16 protein-coding genes and 1 tRNA gene are annotated in these 18,879 nt (G+C 66.8%); 1 reads left to right on the forward strand and 16 read right to left on the reverse strand.

Translation table 11 applies throughout. The features are described 5' to 3' along the window. Nucleotides 1-62 precede the first annotated feature (62 nt). From VFQ05_09060 to VFQ05_09090, 7 genes are read right to left on the reverse strand one after another with little or no spacing between them, the layout of a single operon-like run. Nucleotides 63-1,703, reverse strand: coding sequence for a hypothetical protein (locus tag VFQ05_09060; GenBank protein ID HET9326907.1), 1,641 nt, complete (start codon nucleotides 1,701-1,703; stop codon nucleotides 63-65). Continuing rightward, entirely contained in the window at nucleotides 1,672-2,436 is a 765-nt protein-coding gene (gene ybgF, locus VFQ05_09065; protein ID HET9326908.1) for a tol-pal system protein YbgF, read from the reverse strand. Before ybgF ends, VFQ05_09060 begins: the two co-directional genes overlap by 32 nt. Continuing rightward, a complete protein-coding gene (gene pal, locus VFQ05_09070; protein ID HET9326909.1) occupies nucleotides 2,436-2,957 on the reverse strand; it encodes a peptidoglycan-associated lipoprotein Pal in 522 nt (173 codons plus the stop codon). Before pal ends, ybgF begins: the two co-directional genes overlap by 1 nt. Next, nucleotides 2,954-4,267, reverse strand: a complete 1,314-nt coding sequence (locus tag VFQ05_09075; GenBank protein ID HET9326910.1) for a Tol-Pal system beta propeller repeat protein TolB — start codon at nucleotides 4,265-4,267, stop codon at nucleotides 2,954-2,956. Before VFQ05_09075 ends, pal begins: the two co-directional genes overlap by 4 nt. Beyond that, the gene (locus VFQ05_09080) at nucleotides 4,264-4,914 is read right to left on the reverse strand and encodes an energy transducer TonB (GenBank protein ID HET9326911.1); all 651 of its coding nucleotides are present in this window, start codon (nucleotides 4,912-4,914) and stop codon (nucleotides 4,264-4,266) included. The genes VFQ05_09075 and VFQ05_09080 overlap by 4 nt, the downstream gene beginning before the upstream one ends. Before the next feature lies 1 nt (nucleotide 4,915). Next, nucleotides 4,916-5,323, reverse strand: a complete 408-nt coding sequence (locus VFQ05_09085; protein ID HET9326912.1) for a biopolymer transporter ExbD — start codon at nucleotides 5,321-5,323, stop codon at nucleotides 4,916-4,918. Then, nucleotides 5,320-6,036 carry a MotA/TolQ/ExbB proton channel family protein gene (locus tag VFQ05_09090; protein ID HET9326913.1) on the reverse strand — a complete coding sequence of 239 codons (717 nt, stop codon included), beginning with the start codon at nucleotides 6,034-6,036 and terminating at the stop codon, nucleotides 5,320-5,322. The genes VFQ05_09085 and VFQ05_09090 overlap by 4 nt, the downstream gene beginning before the upstream one ends. A gap of 300 nt (nucleotides 6,037-6,336) precedes the next feature. On the opposite strand from VFQ05_09090, the gene VFQ05_09095 reads away from it, so the two are divergent. Continuing rightward, nucleotides 6,337-6,825 carry a TlpA disulfide reductase family protein gene (locus VFQ05_09095; GenBank protein ID HET9326914.1) on the forward strand — a complete coding sequence of 163 codons (489 nt, stop codon included), beginning with the start codon at nucleotides 6,337-6,339 and terminating at the stop codon, nucleotides 6,823-6,825. Between the two features lie 64 nt (nucleotides 6,826-6,889). Here the strand turns inward: VFQ05_09095 and VFQ05_09100 are convergent. From VFQ05_09100 to VFQ05_09140, 9 genes are all read right to left on the reverse strand, one after another. After that, a tRNA-Leu gene (locus tag VFQ05_09100) sits at nucleotides 6,890-6,974 on the reverse strand. Between the two features lie 34 nt (nucleotides 6,975-7,008). After that, on the reverse strand, nucleotides 7,009-7,443 hold the full coding sequence (gene secG / locus VFQ05_09105) for a preprotein translocase subunit SecG (protein HET9326915.1): 435 nt from the start codon (nucleotides 7,441-7,443) through the stop codon (nucleotides 7,009-7,011). Between the two features lie 76 nt (nucleotides 7,444-7,519). Further along, the gene (tpiA, locus tag VFQ05_09110) at nucleotides 7,520-8,311 is read right to left on the reverse strand and encodes a triose-phosphate isomerase (GenBank protein ID HET9326916.1); all 792 of its coding nucleotides are present in this window, start codon (nucleotides 8,309-8,311) and stop codon (nucleotides 7,520-7,522) included. Continuing rightward, on the reverse strand, nucleotides 8,308-9,498 hold the full coding sequence (locus VFQ05_09115) for a phosphoglycerate kinase (GenBank protein ID HET9326917.1): 1,191 nt from the start codon (nucleotides 9,496-9,498) through the stop codon (nucleotides 8,308-8,310). Before VFQ05_09115 ends, tpiA begins: the two co-directional genes overlap by 4 nt. Before the next feature lie 19 nt (nucleotides 9,499-9,517). Further along, nucleotides 9,518-10,516, reverse strand: a complete 999-nt coding sequence (gap, locus tag VFQ05_09120) for a type I glyceraldehyde-3-phosphate dehydrogenase (protein ID HET9326918.1) — start codon at nucleotides 10,514-10,516, stop codon at nucleotides 9,518-9,520. A 134-nt stretch (nucleotides 10,517-10,650) separates the two neighbouring features. Further along, nucleotides 10,651-12,006, reverse strand: a complete 1,356-nt coding sequence (locus VFQ05_09125; protein HET9326919.1) for a GWxTD domain-containing protein — start codon at nucleotides 12,004-12,006, stop codon at nucleotides 10,651-10,653. A 133-nt stretch (nucleotides 12,007-12,139) separates the two neighbouring features. Beyond that, nucleotides 12,140-13,084, reverse strand: coding sequence for a PorV/PorQ family protein (locus VFQ05_09130; protein ID HET9326920.1), 945 nt, complete (start codon nucleotides 13,082-13,084; stop codon nucleotides 12,140-12,142). 37 nt (nucleotides 13,085-13,121) lie between these two features. After that, nucleotides 13,122-16,031, reverse strand: coding sequence for a hypothetical protein (locus VFQ05_09135; protein ID HET9326921.1), 2,910 nt, complete (start codon nucleotides 16,029-16,031; stop codon nucleotides 13,122-13,124). A gap of 26 nt (nucleotides 16,032-16,057) precedes the next feature. Continuing rightward, nucleotides 16,058-18,772 (reverse strand): TonB-dependent receptor, encoded by a 2,715-nt coding sequence (locus VFQ05_09140; GenBank protein HET9326922.1) that lies wholly within the window; start codon nucleotides 18,770-18,772, stop codon nucleotides 16,058-16,060. Between the last annotated feature and the right edge of the window lie 107 nt (nucleotides 18,773-18,879).

Here is an 18,879-nt window from a genome sequence, read left to right on the forward strand (position 1 = left end):
CGCAGGCCGGGGCGGAGTCTACGTCAGTCGCCGCGCGCGGGCGAAATGTGCGGGCCGCCGCCTCAGAATGCCTGCCCGGATCCGAACGACAACACCGGGCCCCGATCGTCTCCGGGGAAGCGCGCGATCGGCCAGGCGATGTCGACGCGGGCGACGCGGTCCTGTCCGGAGCGCGGGAGGGCCAGGCGAATCCCGAAGCCGGCGTCCTGGCGCCAGCCTCCTGGCGAAGCGCCGGGTCCCCAGGTCCGTCCGATGTCGTAGAACGCGGCGGTGCCGAGCGACAGGATCTGGAAGAAGTCGCGGCCCACCCACCACCGGTGCTCGGCGTTGAAGCGCCATGCCTGGTGACCCGTCATTCCGCGAACCGGGAGCGCGCGCATTCCGCTCAGGCCGCCGAGGATCTCCTGGTAGTCCCGCTCCGGGCGATACGCGGCCGCGCCATATCCCGCGAGCAGAAAGGTATGAGTCCGGCGCATCTGCGTCACCCAGCGCACCTGGCCGCGGGTGACGGTCTCGAGCGGTTCGTGACGGATTCGGGTCCTGAAGTCGAGCGCGGCGAGACCGAAGGCATGCTGTCCGAGTCCGAAGCCTCCGTCGAGCCGCGTGCCCAGGTACCCTTCGTCCGCCGTCGCACCGAGCCACTGGGGTGAATAGCCTGCGGTGATGCGCACCGAAGGGCCGAGATCGACATCCTCGATCCCGCCCAGCCGCTCCATGCCCTCGATCTCGAGGAAGGCCGGTCTCCACCACTGCGCCTCCCCGCCCCAACGGCGCTCGTGCACGTTCTCTTCTCCCCCCGCGAACTCTTCCGGCGCTCCCGGCTGGAGCTCGCTCTCCCCATAACGCCGGTCACGCAGGATGAACATCCCGGTGATTCGCACCACCTCGCGCGACGAACGGAATCCCTGTCCCCAGTACGCCTGCGTCTCCTCCACGCGGCGATCGAACTTCGCGGCCTCGTCGCCGGACTGGTAGAGCCGCGCCACCGACGTCACCAGGTTCCATCGGAATCCGTACGAATACGGCGCCGATTCGGAGTAGAAAGGGACGCCGATGTCGATGCCCTGGCTCGCGCCTTCGTTGCTCCTGGCGGCGCGAGCGGCGAGCCGCAAGCGGGACCCGAGCACGTTGGGATCGAGATACTCGGCGCCGCGGGTGATGCCTTCCGGCGCCTCGCGATAGGAAAGGCCGATACCCTTGCCGAGCCCGAGAAAGTTGCGCTCGGCCAGAGACACGGTGAGGAACAGATCGTCCTCCGCGCTCTGGATGGCGAACTCGGGCTGCGTGGTCCAGTCGTCGCGCGTCTCGACCAGGACGTCGACCGAATCCCCCCGGGCCCCCGATCGCCGGGCTTCGACGCGCAGCGGCTCGAGAATGCCGAGAGCGCGCAGGATGCGCTCGTTCTCCTTCCCACGCGCGGCGCTCCACGGCTCACCCCGGTCCAGCAGCACGGCGTGCCGAATCGTGGAAGGCCGGGTACGGACGTGAAGGGCGTCCGCCAGACGGTAGAAGGGCCGTAGCGGACCGCCGGGAAGCGGCTCGTAGAGGTTGCGAGCGACGATCTCGACGTGGCGGATCGGCAGGCCGTCGAGCGAGTCTGCGGGGGTCTGTCCTCGAACCGCGGACGGGCTGATGGGGACGAGCGCGATCGCCCCCACCAGCCCCGCGGCGCTAACGGCGTTGCGCGCCGCCCAGACGCTCACGGGCCAGCTGCGCTTCCCCGGAATTGGGATAGCGCTTGACGAGATCCTCGAGCGTCTTCTTGGCAGCCGACGTCTTCTTGAGTCTCTCTTGGCTCAGCGCCAGCTTGTACAGAGCCGCCGGCACCTTGTCGCCCTTGGGGAAAGCCGCCTCCACCCTGGCATATTCCACCTCGGCGCTGTCGAACACCGATTGCGCGAAGAAACATTCCCCGATGCCATACTGCGCGTTGTCCGCCAGCTCGTTGGATGGATAGCGCTTGAGGAAGTCGCGAAATTCCTGGAGCGCCAGCCGGTACCGGCCCTGCGTGAGGTCCAGCGACGCCTGGTCGTACATCTGGTTCATCTCGCCGCCCACCGGCGTCGCCGGCGACGAGGACCGCTGCGAAGCCCGGTCGAAGCGACCCATGGCTTCGTCGAGCTTCCCCTCGAGGCGGGTCATCTGCTCGAACAGCTCCTGCGTGGTCGTGCCGCTGGACGCGCGGGTGCTCAGCACGATGTCCTTCTGCTCCGCGATGTCACGCCGCGTTGCCTGCAGCACCGCGAGCGTGACCGAATCCCGAACCGTCATGGTGTCGACCACCGCCCGCAGGCTGTCGAGCCCCGAGCGCAGCAGACTGATCTGCGGCGCGTAGCATCCCGGGACCAGCAACCCCGAGCCCAGCCAGCCCATGACCGCGAGCGCCAGCACCCGGCGCCGAGAGCCTCCCTGGACTTCGGTGCGAGCGCCAGCCATCAGCGGACGGTGAAGTGAGCCCGGCGGTTCTGCTGCCAGCTCGCCTCGTCGTGCCCGGTGGCGAACGGACGGTCCTTGCCGTACGACACGACCTGCAGCCGCGAATCGGCGATCCCGGCCGCGACCAGGTAATCGCGCGCCGCTTGGGCTCGCCTCTCACCCAGCGACTGGTTGTACTCGACCGTGCCGCGCTCGTCGCAGTGACCCTCGATCGTGACGTTGACCGTGGGGTTGTCCCGCAGCAGCTTGGCGTTGCGGTCCAGCGCGGCGCGCGCGTCCTCGCGCAACGTATACGAGTCGAGGTCGAAGAATGCCGGCTGGAAGTCGCCGGAGCCGATCAGGGTCTGAGTCGGCGCGGTCTCCGTCGGCGCGGGCGCCGGCGGCGGCGGCGTCGGCTCGGGCGCCTGCGTCACGGGTGGAGCCGGCGAAGGGGCCGGCGTCTTCTTCGCACAGCCGACCGACGCCAGAATGAGCATCAGCGGCACGATCCACGCACGCGTCCACAGGTTCTTCGACGTCATGGTCTACCTCCGAGGGCTGAGTTGGTCGGGTTCGAATTGAGAAGACGGCCGGACTCCCCGGGTCGAGGAGACCAGGCGGGAGAACTGGCGGAGAATCCACCGGTCTCGAGGCGCCGCGGCGGCCGGCCATCGAGATCGGTGACGTAGAGGCCCACACCGCTGCCGCGGTCGGACGAGAACACGAGGTGCCGGCCGTCCGGAGACCAGCGCGGGTTCTCGTTGCTGCCTCCGCTCACGACCAGACGAGTGTCGGAGCCGTCGGCGCGGCACACATAGATGTCGAACCCGTTTCCGGTCCGAGCGACGAAGGCGATGCGATCTCCCTTCGGGGACCATGCCGGGGAATCGGTGTAGCCCACTTCGTAGGTGAGGCGCCGGGCGTTCCCTCCTTCGCGGTCCATCACGTAGACCTGAGGGGCTCCGGCTCGATCGGAGGTGAAGGCGACCTCGCGGCCGGTCGGCGACCACGTCGGCGAGGTGTCGATGGAGCGCTGTCGGGTGAGCCGGCGCGGGTTCCCCCCCTTGGCGTCCAGCATGTACACCTCGGAGTTGCCGTCCATGCTGAGCGTGCAGACGATCTCGCGACCATCGGGTCCGTAGGAAGCGCTGGTGTTGATGCCCGGGCGCCCGGAGACCAGGAACGGCTTTCCGCCCTCGTGCTTCACGACGAACACGCGCGGGCCCGACCCGCCCCGGTACGACGTGAACAGGATCAGCGAACCGTCCGGAGAGAACGCGGGCGACATCGCGATGCTTCCGTCCTGAGTGAGCGCCCGGCGATTCGCGCCGTCCCAGTCCATGATGTACAGCTCCTTCGTGCGCCCGTTGTGGGCGCTGAAGGCGATCTTGGTGCGCGCCACGCCGGGCTCGCCGGAGAACTGGAGGACGATGTCGTCCGAGAAACGATGCACGACGTCGCGCCAGTCTTTGAGTTTGCCTCGGTACTCCCGCGCCATGATGGGTCTTCCGCCGGGCACGTCCCGCACCTGGCCCTCGAGCCGCAGGTCGTCTCCCTGAACCGTGAGCTTGCCGCCCACGATCGCCTGAGCGCCGTCGACGCTCTGCCCAGCCACCCAGGAACGGCTGACGTCGAAGACGGCGGACCAGTCGAGGTCGTTCGAGAGCACCTCGTCGGCTTGCAGACCCCAGGATCGCGCGTTGCTTCCGCCCGAAGCGGCCAGGGGCTCGCAATGAATGCGGATGCGGGAGCCGGACTTGCTGAGATCGATGTGAACATCGGTCGGCGCCTGAGCGCGGGCCGCAGGCACGAGGCTGATGAGCGCGGCCAGAGTGATGACGATGCGCTTCATGGCGCCTCCCATTCGAATCCGAAATGCACGCCCAGCTGTCCGCCCGCGAATCCCAGCGGCAGCGGCGGCATGGGGTCGCTGATGGTGACCGCTCGCAGCGCGGAGTGATCGAAGAACTCCACGCCGCTCGCGCTCTCGATGCGGATGTCCGAGAGGTCACCTCCGCGGCCAATACGGAAATACACCACCGTCCGCACCTCATTCCCTCCGGTGGAGATGCCGGCCGGCGGCGTCCAGTTGCTGGCGATCCGGTTCCGGATCAGGACCAGGTAGTAGGTGAACTCGAAGTCGCCGGTGTCGACGTTGACGTCTCCCTTGAGACCCGCCGCACCGACCTGCGCCGATGGCAGCGTGGCTGCCGCGTTCTGCTTCGTGCGTGGCGGCGGGGACGGCTGAGGCTTGGGCGGCTTCGAAGGCTTGGGAGTCTCGATCTTGACTCCTTCGTCCTCCACCGGAGCGACGGGCTCGGGCTCGGGAGCGAGCGGCTCGGGAGGCGGCGGCGGCGTGATGGGGGCGGACGGATCGACCAGGGCGACCTGGATCACGTCGGGACCGGGCACCACGAGGCTCACCGGACGCCGCACCAGGAACAGGGCAGCAACGATGAGGACGTGCACCAAGCCGGAGCCGAAGACCGAGCCGCGCAACTCATCGCCTCCTCGGCGGCGGCGGCGCCTCGGTGACCAGCCCGAGCGACGCCACTCCCGTGCGCCGGAGACGGGCGATCAGGTCCACGACCACGCCGTAGGGCACGCCCTGGTCGGCTTTGAGGAATACCGGGCGGTCGGACGCCCCGGCGCGCTCCAGCGCGCGCTCGAAATCCGCGTTCGCGATCACCTGGTTGCCGACGGCGATCCGCCGATCCGCCCGCACGCTGACGATCAGGCCTTCGCGCACATCGAGACCTCGGGACGCCACCTTCGGGAGGTTGACCTCGAGACCTCCCTGGAGGAAGGGCGCCGTCACCATGAAGATGATGAGCAGCACGAGCACCACGTCCACGAGTGGCGTGACGTTGATCTCCGCCATGGGTCTGCGGTCGCCCCCGATGATCATCGGACGCTCACCCTCACGTCCTGTACGCCGGAGCGCATGTCGAGGAACTCGTTGGCGAACTGACCGGTCGAGTTCGCGAAGTCCCGCAGTCGTCCGAGCAGGTGGTTGTAGCCGACCACGGCCGGGATGGCCGCCGCCAGTCCGGCGACGGTCGCGATCAGGGCCTCGGCAATGCCGGGGGCGACGACCACGAGCGACGCGGAGCCCTGCGCGCCGATGTTGAGAAAGGCCGTCATGACTCCCCACACGGTTCCCATCAGCCCGATGAAGGGAGACACGCTGCCGGTGGTGGCGAGGAATCCGACGTGCCGCTCGAGACGGGCGGTCTCCTCCGCCGCCGCGCGGTCCATGGCCCGCTGGGCGATCTCGAAGCGTGACCCCTCCGACCCGAGGTCGAGCTGTTCCAGGGTGCGCTGGCCAGTGATCGCGACTTTGGCCAGCAGGCTGTGAGGATGCTGGTCACAGACCAGCCGCAGGTCGGCGTTCTTCGGCAACCTGCGAAACGCGCCCAGAAACGCGCGATCGGCTCGCTCGACTCGAGCGTAGAGCCGGATTCGATTCCAGATCACGGCCCAGGAGTACACGGACATGATCAAAAGGATGGCCAGGACCACCTTGGCGAAAGGTCCCGACGCGGCGATCAGTGCCGGCACCGTCGCCCGGGCTCCGCCACTCCACTGCAACACCCACAGGATCTGCATCGAGGGCTTCACCTTCCTTGTGAAGTCGGACCCAGCCGGAGTCTTTCCGGGAGCGGCCAGTCCCAACGCGGGTCATGCCTAGGGGAGAGGTTTGCGAAGCACGCTAGCACAGCATTTGCGAGCGTCTCAAGCAAAAGCGCGGTCAGGGCTTGGGCAAGGCTCGGACCGTCAATGGAGTGCAAAAAGCGCGATCTGCCCTTCCCACGTTTGGACGGAACTCGCTAGACTCTCCCGGCGCGGAAAACTTCGGGCCGCGACTCTCTGACCGGAGGTACCCTTCCTTTGACCTGGCGCGCGACACTCACCACAGCTTTGTTTTTCGCAGTCACGCCCGTCGTCTCGCAAGCCCAGAACCTTCCCGCCGCGCCTCCCTTCACCGTGAAGACGTTCGAAGGAAAGACGGTGAGGCTGGCTGACCTTCGCGGCAAGCCTGTCGTCCTCGACTTCTGGGCGACCTGGTGCCGGCCGTGCCGCGCCGCGATGCCTCACCTCGACGCGGTCCAGAAGCGCTTTGGAGAAGGCCGCCTCGTGGTCATCGGACTGTCGGTCGACGAGGAGGACGTGGACCACGACGTGAAGCGGTTCGCCCGGGATCTCGGGGTGAGCTTCCGTCTCGGGATGGCGAACGAGAAGACACTTGATGGCTACGGGCCGATCCGCTCGCTTCCGACCACCTTCTTCATCAACCGTCAGGGCGAGGTCGTGCGGCGGGTGAAAGGCTACATCGACTCCGAGACCCTCGACTCCTACGTCCTCGAGATCGTCAATCCCAACCCGTTGACGACGGGCCGCCAGCCCTAACGGCCCACTACCCTAACGGATCCAACGAAAGAGCCACGCCCAAGGGCGTGGCTCTCGTGCTTCGTGGTGCCCGGGGCGAGACTTGAACTCGCACGGGTTTCCCCATACGCCCCTCAAACGTACGTGTCTACCAATTCCACCACCCGGGCAAACCGCCGCGCGGCTCTCCGCCGCATTCCGATGTCAGCGACCGCCGGGAGGCGCGCCTGTCGGCGCCGGCTGGCCGCCACCGCCTGCGGGAGGCTGCGCTCCAGCGGGCGGAGCTCCCTGCGTGGGAGCCTGCTGCTGACCCGCCGGCGGCGCCTGCTGAGGCGCTCCACCCTGCTGCGGTGCGGTCGGGATCGCGCGCCGAGCTTCCTCCTGGATGAGGCTTCGCGAGGGTATCCGCGTACCGGTTGACATCAGCGCCAGGACCAGCGACGTCACGAAGAAGGCTCCGCCAAGAACCATCGTCGCCTTGGTGAGCACGTCGGTGGCGCCACGACCGCCGAACACGGTCTGGGCGGTTCCGCCGAAAGCCCCTCCCGCCAGTCCGCCGCCTTTCCCCGACTGAAGCAGGATCACGAGGATCAGCGAGAGACAGATGATGATGTGGAGGGCGAGCAGCAAGCCGTACATGGGAAACCTCGAAACCTAAGGAGTGAAGAGGGTCCTGCGATGCGGCCGGCTAACCTACCAGCGGAGCAACCCTCCGTCAACGCGCTCCTGACACCGGGCGCGCGGCCGCTTCGGCGATCGCCCGGAATCCCTGGGGATCCAGGGAGGCGCCGCCGACCAGCGCTCCATCGACGTCGTCCTCGGAGAACAGCCCCGCCGCGTTGGCGGCATTCACGCTTCCGCCATAGAGGATCGCCAGCTCGGACCCCAGACGACCTTCGCCGTGGGCGTCCAGGGCGCTTCGGATGACTCGATGCGCATCGCGCGCCTGCTCGGTGGTCGCCACGCGTCCGGTGCCGATCGCCCACACCGGCTCGTAGGCGATCACGGTGCCCCGCGCGTCACTGGCCGGCAGCCCGCGATAGGCCGCTTCGATCTGGCGCGTCAGCACGGCTTCGGTCTGGCCGGCCTCGCGCTGCGCGAGCGTCTCCCCCACGCACACGATGGGGATCAGTCCGTCTCGCAGGGCGGCGCGCAGCTTGCGCGCGACCGTCGCGTCGTCTTCTCCCATGCCGTGGCGGCGCTCGGAGTGCCCCACGATCACCATCCGGCATCCCGCCGCGGAAAGCATGCTGCCCGAGACCTCGCCGGTAAAAGCGCCGTGCGGCTCCGCGTGGAGGTTCTGCGCGCCAAGCAGGATGCCGCTCCCCTCGAGGATGTCGCGCACCGGCGCGAGCGCTGTGAACGGCGGACAGACGAGCAGCGCGGCGCCGTTGGGAATCCCGCCGTCCTTCAATGCGCGGGCGGTGGCCACGGCCTCGGGAGCGGTCTTGTTCATCTTCCAGTTCCCCGCCACCAGGCGGGGTCGCCTAGGCCAGCTCGTGCTCACGCCCGGCGATCGTCGAGGGCGGCGACACCCGGGAGCACCTTGCCCTCGAGGAACTCGAGCGAAGCGCCGCCTCCCGTGGAGAGATGCGTCAGGCGCTCCGCCACGCCCGCCTGCTGCACGGCGGCCGCGGAGTCGCCGCCTCCCACGATCGTCACCGCGCCACGGCCCGTGGCGTCGGCGAGCGCGCGCGCGACCGCGAGCGTGCCTTCGGCGAAGGCCGGAACTTCGAAGACGCCCATCGGCCCGTTCCACAGCACCGTCTTCGCGTTCTGGATCTTCTCGGCGAAGCGTTTCACCGTCTCGGGTCCGATATCGACGCCCATCTCCTCGGCCCCCAATCGATCGACCGCCGTCACCTTGCCCGGTGCCGTGCCGTCGGACGCGGTCGATGCCACGCAGTCGACCGGCAGCACGAGATCCACGCCGCGCGAAGCCGCGTCGGCCGTGACCCGGCGCGCCATCTCGACGCGATCCTCCTCCACCAGCGAGCGCCCCGTCGCGACGCCTCGCGCGCGCAGGAAGGTGAACATCATCGCCCCGCCGATGAGCAGCGCGTCCACCTTGGACAGCAGTGACGTGATCACGTCGATCTTGCCGGAGATCTTGGCGCCGCCCAGGATGGCGATGAACGGCCGTCCCGGATTCTCGAGCGCCGCGCCGAGATGGTTGAGCTCCTGCTCCATCAGGAAACCGGCCGCGGCCGGCTTGAGCAGCCGCGCCACGCCTTCGGTGGATGCGTGCGCGCGATGGGCGGCGCCGAAGGCGTCGTTGACGTACACATCGCCCAGCGTGGCCAGCGAGCGTGCGAACCCGGGATCGTTCTTCTCCTCTTCGGGATGGAAGCGGAGGTTCTCGAGCAGCAGGACCTCGCCGTCCTTCAGCTGCTTCGAGCGCTGCTCCGCCAAAGTACCGATGCAGTCGTCCGCGAAGCCGATCGGCATCCTCAGCAGCCGCTCCAGCCGCCGAGCGACCGGCTTCAGGCTGTAGCGCGGGTCGGGCCCGCCCTTGGGCCGCCCGAGGTGCGACATGAGCACCAGCCGCGCCTGCTTGTGGAGCAGATAACGGATCGTGGGAAGCGTGGCGACGAGCCGCGTATCGTCGCTCACTTCGCCGTCCTGCAGAGGGACGTTGAAGTCCACGCGCGTGAGCACGCGCTTCGCGGTCGGATCGATGTCCCGCAGCGTCAGCTTGGCGAGCGGCACGGGCCTAGGCCATCAGTGTCAACGCGTCCACCACGCGGTTCGAGAAGCCCCATTCGTTGTCGTACCACGACAGGGTCTTCACGAGGCTGCCGTCCATCACCGTGGTGGAGAGCGAGTCGAACACGCTGCTGGAGGGATTTCCGATGACGTCCGAGGAGACGATCGGATCGGTGCAGTATTCGAGAATGCCCTTCATCGGTCCCTGAGCCGCGGCTTTCATGGCCGCGTTGACCGCGGCGGCGTCGGCAGGCTTCCGGACCCGGCACACCAGGTCGGTCAGCGATCCGTTCATCACCGGCACCCGCACCGCCAGGCCGTCGAGCTTGCCCTTGAGCTCGGGCATCACGAGCCCGATCGCCTTGGCCGCGCCGGTGGAGGTCGGGATCATGTTCTGGGCCGCGGCCCGCGCGCGCCTCAGATCCTTGTGGGGCAGGTCGAGGATGCGCTGATCGTTGGTGTAGGCATGGATGGTGGTCATCAGCCCATGCTCGATCTCGAAGTGGTCGTGGATCACCTTCGCCATCGGGGCCAGGCAATTGGTCGTGCACGAGCCGATGCTGACCACCACGTGCTTGGAGCGGTCGAACGCCTGGTGGTTCACGCCCATGACGAAGGTGATATCCACGTCCTTCGCCGGCGCCGAGATCAGCACCCCGCGCGCTCCGGCGCTCAAGTGGGCGGAAGCGGAGGCCTTGTCGGTGAACTTCCCGGTCGCCTCGAGCACGACCTCCACGCCCAGCGACTTCCACGGCAGCTTGGACGGCTCTTTTTCGCTCAGCACCTGGATCTTCTTGCCCGCCACCTGGAGCGCGCCGTCGACGGCCGGCCCGGCGTCAGGAAAGGTCCGGTGGATGGTGTCGTAGCGGAGCAGGTGCGCCAGTGTGGGCGCGTCGGTGACGTCGTTCACGGCCACGATCTCGAGCGGAGCGCGACGCTCGTGCGCCGCGCGCAAGACCAGGCGCCCGATCCGGCCGAAGCCGTTGATGCCGATCCGAATGGCCATCGGATTCTCCTGTCGGTCCGACTGCAGGGCCGGCCCGGCAAGTTGTTGGGATAGATGAACTTAGGGGACGAGCAAGCGGTGGACTATGACGCAACCCACGCGGCGAGGTCAAGTGCGGCGGGAAGCGGTGACCGCTATTCGGTGCTGTAGCGCAGCCGGTAGTCGCCGTAGCCCTGGTCGTCCACGAACAGGAAGGTGAGGCGCTTGCGCGTGTTTCCGCCGGCGCGCGGATCGGGCTTGGTGGTGATCGTGGCGCCGCGCTCGACCTCGTAGATCCAGACCTCGAAAGGACGAATGTCTCCTCCGAGCCCCTTGGTCTCGACGTCGCCAGTCGGACGATCCTCGCTGGCGTCGATCTGCTGCAGCACCTGTTGGAGCGTCTGATCGCCGGTGGGAATGACCTGCTTGAGGACCTCGTCCGGCTCGCCGTGACGGATGTAGACGCGCCCCATGTCGGAGAACATTCCCTTCCCCAGCGCGGCGGAGCGGGTCCACGACGAGTTCGCGTGATGCACGCGCCGGTAGAACTCCGTGCGCGCCTCGTTCTCGGCGGTGGAGGGCGTGGGATCACGCTCGCGCCAGAAGTCCTCGAGGTAGGCCTCCTGCTCGCCCGGGCTCATGCGCACAAAGGCTTCCTCGTCTTCGTCGTTGTCGAGCAGCAGGTGCACCTCGTCCTCGATGTCGCGCGGGTTGCGCCACCACGACGTCCGGTTCCACGCCACGCTGAAGCGTCCGCGGCGGACGGCGGGAGTCGACTCGCCTTCACGCCACACCTGGACCTCGAAGTCGTAGCCGCCGGCCGGGAAGGTGGAGACGTCCATGGACACCACGGGTGCGACCGATACGGCGACGGCCGTGCTCTCGTACCGCGCCATCTCGCGTCCCGTCGTCGCATCGAGGAGCCGCGCCCGCCAGTGCCACGATGCCTGCGCGTTCGAGCGCGCGACGAAGTGGGCCCGCAGATCGTTCGCCAGAAGGCCGTAGAGACGATCGGGGTTCGGGAGGAAACCCGTGTCGAGGTCGGCATGGCGGAACGCGGCGCCGGCGCCTGCCGCCTTCCCCCACACGAATTCGACGTTCGACAGGCGGCGGCCGCTCGACGGCTCGGGAACGACGATCTCGCCTTTCACCGAGGCGGATTGCGCGACCGAGCGACCGATGTAGGCGAGGCCGCGCTTGCGCGAGAGCGGATCCTCGAGCTTCACCTCCATCGTGTACGGACCCGCCTTGACCGGGAGCCTCAGCAGCACCACCTTGCCGAAGCCGCCGGTGTCGCTCGGCAACACCGTGAACTCCTGCACGGCCTGGTGATGCTTGGCGCCGAAGCGATTGTGAAGTGTTACCCCGAGCTTGAGGCGGGCGTCACCGCGATCGGAGCGACCGAGCGAAACGATCGTTGACGGCGGTAGCCGGCAGTAGATCTCGAGCAGGTCGCTTGCCGAATCGGGGAAGGCCGCGGCGTCGACGGTGAATCCCAGCCGCCCGCTCACCCGCCAGGGAAGCGGTCCCGTCGGCTCGTCGGCGAAGGATGGCCAGGCGGTCGACAGCAGGGCCAGGACCCAAAACGACGCACGCGCCCCCTGACGGAGACGCGTGGCTCGACGCCCGTGATTCGGAATCGGATCAGAACTCGAAGGTGAGGGAGAAGCGATGAGCGCCTCCCAGGTCCTGCATGTCGGTGTAGGCGTAGTCGAGCTTGGCCTCTCCTGCCACGGACACCGGGAAGTGGAAGCCCACGCCGCCCGCGAGCCCTTCGGCATCGTAGTTGATGTTGTACCCGCCGCGCAGATGGATGAAGTCCTTGAACGAATATTCGGTTCCGACGTTGAGGCGCTCCGCGTTGTCCGGCGGGTGCGAGAATTCGAGCGACCCGATCAGGTGCTGGTCGGCGGTCTGCATGAGATTGAGCGACGAGCCGACACGGAAGATGGCCGGGATGCGCGCCTCCTGTTCGATGAACTTCACCTGCGAACCGATGTTCGAAATCGTCATCCCGATTTTCATCCCCAGGACACCGACGTCGTAAAGGGTGCCGACGTCGAAGGCGTAGGTCTGCTGGCTGAACTCCGCCAGACCTTCGTGGATGAAGTTGGCGGTCACCCCCGCACTGAACTTGTCGGTGAACGACCGGGCGTACGTCAGTCCCGCCGTCATCATGCCGGCGTCGAACGTCCGCCCCGTGCCTTCGACCGGATCGGGCTGGTAGGCCGTGGTCTCGACCATGGGATCCATGGTCAGCGCTCGGGCGTGGACCGAGAAGGCGCCGGGAATCCGTTTCACGTGGAAGACGTAGCCGATCTGCTCGAACGACAGGTCGGCCACCCAGGTGGCGTGGTTGAGGCTGAGCTGCGACTTGTTCGGGTCGATGCGCGCGATTCCGGCCGCATTCCAGAACACGGCGCTCGCATCGTCGGCGACGGCGACGAACGCGTTGCCCATCCCGGCCGCACGGGCGCCCACCGAGATCTTCAGGAACTGGCCGTCGAACGTCCCGACCTTCTCGAAGATCTCGGCTGCGCCAGCCAACCCCGGGAGCATCAGTGCCAGCCCGCCGAGGGTGACGATCATTCTCTTCACGGAAGCCTCCTTCATACCCACGCCCGGTCTAGCGAATGACGACGAATTTGCCACGCTGTTGACCTTGGTCGGAATCGACCACGAATAGATAGATGCCGCTCACCACGTCCTGTCCATTGCGCGAGATCAGGTTCCATCGCGCCTGCCCGTCGTTGGCGGTGTCCTGCTGGCGGTTGTAGCCCGGCCGCGTCCTGCCATCGGGTCCCGTGATCGGCCCGCGAACCGATTCGTTGACCGCATCGTTCTCGTCGAGCTCGGCCACCATGTCTCCGGACACCGTATAGATCCGGATCTTCCACTTGCCCGGGGGCAGACCCATGAAGTCGACGTGGGTGCCCGTCGGGTCGGTCGCATTGGGTGTCAAGTCCCAGGCCGAGGGCCTGGCGAGGATGCTGGTGAACCCACGGTAGGGATTCGGAACCACCCATACCGACTTGCCCGTCTTGGTCGTGGACTGAGGCGTCACCTGGTCCGCCTCCACCGCCGAGCGGCGTCCGAAGAGCTGGCTGCCGCCCGTCGAGTCTCCGGCCGTCACCGAATAGAAGTAGATGAACCCGTTCTTGACCTCGCGGTCGATGATCATGTAGCGACCGACCTGATAACGCGTCTTCTTGATCCGCTGAGGGGGGCTCGTGCCCAGCGCGAGCCCGCTGTCCTGCACGCACGCCTGGGTCTCGGGATCCTGAACGCATGCGACCGGTTCGGCGCGCAGGATCCTGCCCGTCTGACGGTCCCAGAAGTCGCCACTCCGCAGGCAGATCTTGACCGTCGCCGTGTCTCGGCAACCGCCACCCCGCAGCTCCAGCGGGTCAGCGAGCGGATCCGTGCAGTGCGGATGCCCGGCGGGATAGTCGTAGTTGGGAATGAACACCATCGGGCAGATCAGCGTGTCCTCGACGGGGTCGCGGGTGAAGTTGCTGTCGGCGTAGTCGAACAGGCGGTACTCGGCGAGCAGCGCCCAGTCCTCGTCGTTCGGCCCCGATGCACCCACCGGGCGCTGCCAGCCGGCGACCTTCCAGATGCGGTAGGCGCGGAAGTCGAAGAAACCGGACTTGGGATCGGCGGTGGTCTCCGAGATGTTGTCCCAGGCCAGCGTGATCATGTTGTCGCCGCCCGCCACCACGCGATTCGGGTTGTCCGAGTAGTTGTAGGTCGCCGCCACGTTCAGATTCGGGCTCGGTGGCGGCGACTCCGCGTTCCAGTGCCGCAGGTAGTAACCCTGGCCCGTCGCCTCGTTCCACACCCCGGTACAGGCGTTACAGTCGAAGTCGAACCAGGTGAAAGCGTTGTCGGTCACCTGCTTGGAGACGGCCTCACGATCGGGACAGACCTCCGAGAGGAGCATCGGCGTCGACCCCGTGGGCAGCTTCACGCCGGTCTCGCAGCCGTGGCAGTCAGGCACCTTGTCGGTAAAGCCGGGGCGCGGAAGCTCGTAGACGCCTTCGTAGGCGATCTGAGCGGTAAAGGCGTTCTCCAGCGCCGGGTACTTCTCGAACAGATCGCCCAGCGGCTTCAGGCCGGCCTGATAGGAGGCGTAGTCGAGCTGGTAGTCCTGGAGCGTCAAATAGCCCCCGCGGAAGACCGCGAAGCCGATGGTGCAGGTGATCATCCCGCCGTCCGGCACGTTGAGGAAAGGACCGACCGATGACCAGGCGGTGTAATCGCCGGCCTGATCGCCTGGCTCGGCCGAGATCAGTCCGGTGGCCGGATCGACGTTCTGATTGCTGGAGAGGAACTCGAAGCGCTGCTGGTCGGTGCTGGGATTCCCGTTGCTGGCGTAGGGCGTTCCGGCGATGAACGATCGGAAGGCGCGGAAGCCGACCCGCGCTGGAGCGCGAATACCGAGCGGATCGATGGTGTGACCGAAGAGGAGCACCGAAGCGACGCCACCCGTCCTTCCTTCATCGCCGTCGTTGTCCACCACGGAAAAGCCGTTGATCCGCACCGGCATCTGGGGACAGAGCGTATCCGCAGTGCCCGCCTGGGTGGTGGACAGCTGGTAGCGTGGATCATCCGGCGTCACAGGGATCGTGAACTCACCGTTCGGGAAATACGGGATGTCCTGGTCGTCGGAGAAGTAGGTGGAGCTCGACGCGGGACCGGCGTCGATGTCGACCCGGATGCCCACGAACATGCTGTCCAGGGTGTGCCCCGAACGGTTGAAGATGTCCCATTGGACGACGTCGAAGTCGGTGAAGCCCGGGACCGAGTAGGCCCACGAGGACTGCTGGATCTCGGTCACCAGCGGCACGTGCGCCTCCGCGGTGCTCGTCGCGTAGGCAGCCGGGGTGTCGTCCCGCATCACGCAGGTGAACATGAGCTGGCCGAGCGCGCCGTAGTCCTCGTCGATGCGACCGTCCCCGTCGTTGTCACGCCCGTCGAGGAAGTCTTCGTCGATGTTGGGCTCGCCGGTGAACGGGTTGAAGTCGGCATCGTCGTTGACCAGCCGGTTGCCGTTGATGATGCCGTCGTAAGCGCGGTACATCCGGTCTTCCGGATCGGGCGTCGGCGGCCACCACTCGGGGTTGTAGGAGACGCGGCGCACCGCCGTCGGGTCGGTGGCCGTGGGATTGACCCCCCCCACCGCGACCAGGATGAAGTTGAGGTACTCGACACCCGAGGCGCCGGGCCACTGGCCCGACGGGTCGCTCGAGATATTGATGAACGGATTGCCGATCACCCCGTAGTTGGTCACCTTCATGACCACGTTCCCGACCGTGAGAACGGCGCCCGGGCCATAGATGTCTGGGATCGCCGCCGGCGTGGCGGTGCGGTGCTTCATGTCGCCAATGGGATTGGAGGCCGCTCGCTGATGGGACCGAAGCCGTTCGAAGGCCTCTTGCTCGTCCCGATCGGCCTTGGCGTGCGCCAGGGATGTGACGGCCAATTGGGCGATCAGCACTGCGGACAGCGCGCGGCGCGTGGTCATGAAGCTCATGTGGGGAGTGTGCTCCTGCACTCTCGCTAGAACGTGATGCTCACGCCCATGCGCACGCTGCGACCTTCCTGGAACACTCGCGGGTCGTGCACGGGAACCCAGTCCAGGAAGTTGTCGCCATTGGTGTCCTGCAAGTAGGCGCCGCCGGCACGCCCGGTCTCCGTGAAGTAAATCAAGTACTCGTCGCCCGACTGACCCACGAAGGGATTGGGGAAGACGGAGTACGTAAGGTTGTTGATGTTCTTGGCGCCGAGGACGTTCCGCGCGTCGAAGAACAGGGTCACGTTCTGTCCCCAGACCCGGAAGTACTTGTCGCCGTCGACCGTGAGGATCGAGTTCGAGGGCAGGCGGCGCGAGTTGTTGAGCGTGGGGTCCGGCTTGCGATCGTTTCGGAAGTTCGGCGTGAACGGGAAGCCCGACCCGTACTGCCACAGGAAGCGGAATCCCCAGCGGCCCGGGTCGCGCACCACGCCCTGAATCGTCAGCGTGCTGCGCTGATCCCAGTCGAGCGGCTGCTCGGAGATCGGCAGGTAGAGACCGCCGCCGGTGATGAACTGCTGGGCCGACTGCGGATCCGAAGCCACACCCGTGGCGATCTGGTAGGTGTAGTTCACCTCGGCCGAGAACTTGTGGCTGAAGCTCTTGGTGATGCTGGCCTCGAAGCCGCGAGCGCTGGCGTAGTCCTCGTTCACGTAAACCGAGATCTGGTTGCCGAACTCGTCGCTCGCGGCGCGCGTCGAGATCAGGCCGTAGATGTCCTTGAAGAACACCGCGAACTGGCCGGAGATATCGCGGGTGAACAGGTGCTGGACCGCGGCCTGGTAGGCGATGTTGGTCTCGGGCTCCAGGTCCGGGTTTCCGCGAATCGCGACCGTCGAGGACAGGCCGCGGTTCTCGAACACGAAGTTGCGGCCGGGCGTTTGGTAGGTCCAGCCGTAATGGAAGCTCAGCACGTCCTTGTCGGAGATGGGATAGGCGATCCCCAGTCGCGGACTGACCTGCTGCTTGTAACGCTTGCCGCTCGGCAGATCCGCGGTCTCGACCTGATCACCGGGCGTGAACAGGTCGTAGCGCAGGCCGGCGTTCAGCACCAGGCCTTCGTACTCCCACCGGTCCTGCGCGTAAACGGCGCCTTCGGGGTTGTAGTTGACGTAGTCGGAGCGCACGCCGCCCGGCCCCGTAGGGCTCTCGTCGTTGGGCCGGATGATGCCGAGGTTCTGGACCCGGTTGTAGCGAGCCTCGATGCCGGTCTTGAAGGTGTGCTGCTTCCACTTTCGAGTCGAGAAGTCGCTCTTGAGGACGGCGGTGGAGGTGGTGCGGTCCGAATACGTGGGGAAGTCCCCGTGGGTGGCGAAGAAAGGGTTGTTCTCGGTGCCGACCGTGGTATTTCCGTCCCAGTACTCCGGACTGTCGATCCAGTAGTCCCAGGGCAGCTTCTGCCCGATCGACGACAGCGTCTTGAAGTTGAGCGACGAGGCGCGCGTGGTCCACACCGTCTTGTCGGAGAGCTGGCTGGTCCACACCGCGGTGAGTCCATGGAAGCGGTCATCGGTGGTCGGCACGTGGTCCGGCATGTTGACGGGCTCATAGGTGCTGTCGATCTGCGTGTACGACCAGGTGCCGTACCTGGGCCGATAAGTGTCGGGCTGGCCATTGGCGCGGACGGTGTCGTAGGTCGTCTTCACGTAGCCCTGCCGACTCCACATGTGGTTGTACGGCGTCGCGATGTTGCGGTTGTTGATGGTCTCGAGCGTGACCTTGTGGCGCGGGCTGATCCGGTACGCGAGCTTGAGGTTGGTATTGATCTGGTTTTGCTGCCGGTTGCCGAGCGCGATGAAGTCCCACAGCGTGCGCGAGGGCTTGGTGAGCGTGGTGGGCGTGTACGTGTCGGTGAACGTTCCCTCGTAGGTCGCGAAATAGGTCAGGTTCTTGATGGGCGTAGGACCGCCGAAGCCGAAGGTGAAGCGGTCGAAGTTGTTGTAGGTCTTCGTGGGATCGCCATAGCGGTCGGTGTCCCAGCGGACCTCGCCGCCGAACTTCTCGGTGCCTTCCTTGGTCGAGACCGCGACCACGCCGGAGAGCGCGTTGCCGTACTCGGCGTCCATGCCGCCCGAGAGGACGTCCGCTCCGGCCACCGCGAGGTTCGCGATGTTGGCGCCGCCTCCGAACAGCGGGTCGGACACCTCGACGCCGTCGATCTGGAACTTGACCTCGCCGCCACGGCCGCCGCGGAAGTGCAGCTCGCCGCCTTGCGCGACCACGCCCGCCTTGACCGACACCGCCTGACTCAGGTTGTCGACCGGAAGGTCCTTCATGGTCTGGGCGCTGATCTGCTGCTTGCTGGTGGAGGACTTGGTGTCGATCTGCTTCTTGGCGCTGACCTCGATCTCCTCGATCTGCTTGACGACCTTGGAGGAGCCGAGCGTGAACTCGACGGTGGCGGTCTGGCCGGCGTTGATCTGGACGTCCTTGACCTGCTTGTCGAAGCCGATGGCCTGGACCTGGACCTGTGCCGTGCCCACCGGGACGCCGACGATGGTGAAGCTGCCGTTCTCATCGGTCTGGGCGCCCTGCTTGGAACCCAGCACGATCACGTTCACGTAGGCGGCGGGGTCCTTCCCCTTCTCGTACACCTTCCCGGTGATACGGCCCGTCGGCCCGGCCGGCCGGGGCGCCTGCCCGAGAGCGGGGTATGCCAGCGCGCAGCCGAGCAACACCATGTACAAGACTCGGAAACGCATTCTTCTCCACCTTCATTCTTCAGGTCGCAACGACCGGGACCTGGGGCCGGAGGCGGCGAGCAACCTTGCCACCTTGCCAATCTGCTAACACCCTGTCAACTGCTAAC

This window comes from Candidatus Eisenbacteria bacterium (assembly GCA_035712145.1).
Classification (GTDB): Bacteria; Eisenbacteria; RBG-16-71-46; order RBG-16-71-46; family RBG-16-71-46; genus DASTBI01.

Excerpts from the sequence above, each read along its gene's own strand:
- ybgF (HET9326908.1), bottom strand. The coding sequence starts at position 2,436 with ATGGCTGGCGCTCGCACCGAAGTCCAGGGAGGCTCTCGGCGCCGGGTG.
- pal (HET9326909.1), bottom strand. The coding sequence starts at position 2,957 with ATGACGTCGAAGAACCTGTGGACGCGTGCGTGGATCGTGCCGCTGATG.
- VFQ05_09075 (HET9326910.1), bottom strand. The coding sequence starts at position 4,267 with ATGAAGCGCATCGTCATCACTCTGGCCGCGCTCATCAGCCTCGTGCCT.
- VFQ05_09085 (HET9326912.1), bottom strand. The coding sequence starts at position 5,323 with ATGATCATCGGGGGCGACCGCAGACCCATGGCGGAGATCAACGTCACG.
- secG (HET9326915.1), bottom strand. The coding sequence starts at position 7,443 with ATGTACGGCTTGCTGCTCGCCCTCCACATCATCATCTGTCTCTCGCTG.
- gap (HET9326918.1), bottom strand. The coding sequence starts at position 10,516 with ATGGCCATTCGGATCGGCATCAACGGCTTCGGCCGGATCGGGCGCCTG.
- VFQ05_09130 (HET9326920.1), bottom strand. The coding sequence starts at position 13,084 with ATGATCGTCACCCTCGGCGGGCTGGCACTGATGCTCCCGGGGTTGGCT.
- VFQ05_09135 (HET9326921.1), bottom strand. The coding sequence starts at position 16,031 with ATGAGCTTCATGACCACGCGCCGCGCGCTGTCCGCAGTGCTGATCGCC.
- VFQ05_09140 (HET9326922.1), bottom strand. The coding sequence starts at position 18,772 with ATGCGTTTCCGAGTCTTGTACATGGTGTTGCTCGGCTGCGCGCTGGCA.